The organism is Endozoicomonas sp. SESOKO4, from assembly GCF_024606275.1.
In genome coordinates this window covers 1-1,256 of the sequence record NZ_JAHHPS010000357.1, presented here as the reverse complement: position 1 = coordinate 1,256, position 1,256 = coordinate 1, and the positions used below count along the sequence as shown (strand labels likewise).

Below are 1,256 nucleotides of genomic sequence, written 5' to 3'. Positions count from 1 at the left end.
CCGGGCAGACCGTCGCCAAGTCTAACGATACCCTGAGTGTGCGCCAGTTCACCCCTCAATCCGGCGTGGTGATGACGAGCCTGGACCTGGGCCAGTTGGTCAACCCGGTCTTCGCCAACGTCACCCTGCAATATAACGACACCGCCTGGACCACCGCCAGTGCCCGTGCGTTCATCGGAGGGCTCAAGGAACAGTTGCGCATCAAGGTGACCCAGGCCCGGGAGCAGTTCTCGGCAACGGTAGGGCTGGTGCCACTGACCCCAACAACCCCGGTCACCAATCACACCCTGTTAAGCGCTTTCGGATCACTGGATCTCTGGTACCTGCCGGACGGTAGTGGCACCCTGCTGGCGGCCGACTCCGGCGACCGCTTCCGGGTTATGGTGAAGAGCGACCGTCAGCTGCTCGCCCTGTCGGAAACCCACAAAAAGCACGCCTTCCAGTTTTTCCCCCAGCCCAACCGGGGCACCAGGGGCCATCCTTTTTGTGGGAAGGCTGGCACCGTTCGGCTGACCGGGATACCCAGCGAGTTCAACGCCCTGCTCTCCATTCCCTGCCGTTACGCCTTGCCGGATGGCATCGAATTGCGAGGCGACTACCAGTTGGAGCCCGATGCCCGGACATGGCGCATCAAAACCCCGAAGGCTGAATACCTGGCCAACCGGAAACGCCTGTCCCTGGTGGCGCTGGACCTCAGCCAGATGGGGCCCGGGAAAGCCTCCGGCAACCCAATCTTCCGGACCCGGCAGGATTTCAGGCAGGCCATGCGTTCCGTGCCAATAAGCGCTCGCCGGCTGCGGGCCGACACCCGACTGATCGCCCTCAAGCTGCGCCCCGGCTATACCCCAACCCAGGTGGCCTGGATGGATTACTGGGGCCGGTATTCTTATCAACAGAGACTGTTGTTCGGCCTGCCTGACAAGGAGCACGGTGTTCAGCAAGTGATTATTGGTCAAACCACGGTCAGGAAAAAGAGCACAACCCGGAATGCCTGGCAGCCTGAGTCAACGGCTTCGGTCGTTTATAGCCCAAAACACCAAAGGCTCTACCAGGTCACCCTTGGTAGTTACCAGTCCCTGGGCAGCTTTGGCAGGGTAGCCGTGATGGCGGAGGGCCTGCTGCTGTCAGGAACACCCGGGGCCGACCGGATCAGCCTGAAAGCCTTTCGACTGAACACTTACTACCATGAGAACCGGGTGGTCTCCCGCCGACAGTTTGGGGTCATGGTGGAGGGCCAGGGCGGTTCGGATGTGATT

At 61.4% G+C, this 1,256-nt stretch carries 1 protein-coding gene; it reads left to right on the top strand.

Annotated elements, in window-relative coordinates; translation table 11 throughout:
* A partial coding sequence (locus KDK16_RS07035; protein ID WP_257275331.1) for a hypothetical protein occupies positions 1-1,256 on the top strand: 1,256 nt, incomplete at both ends.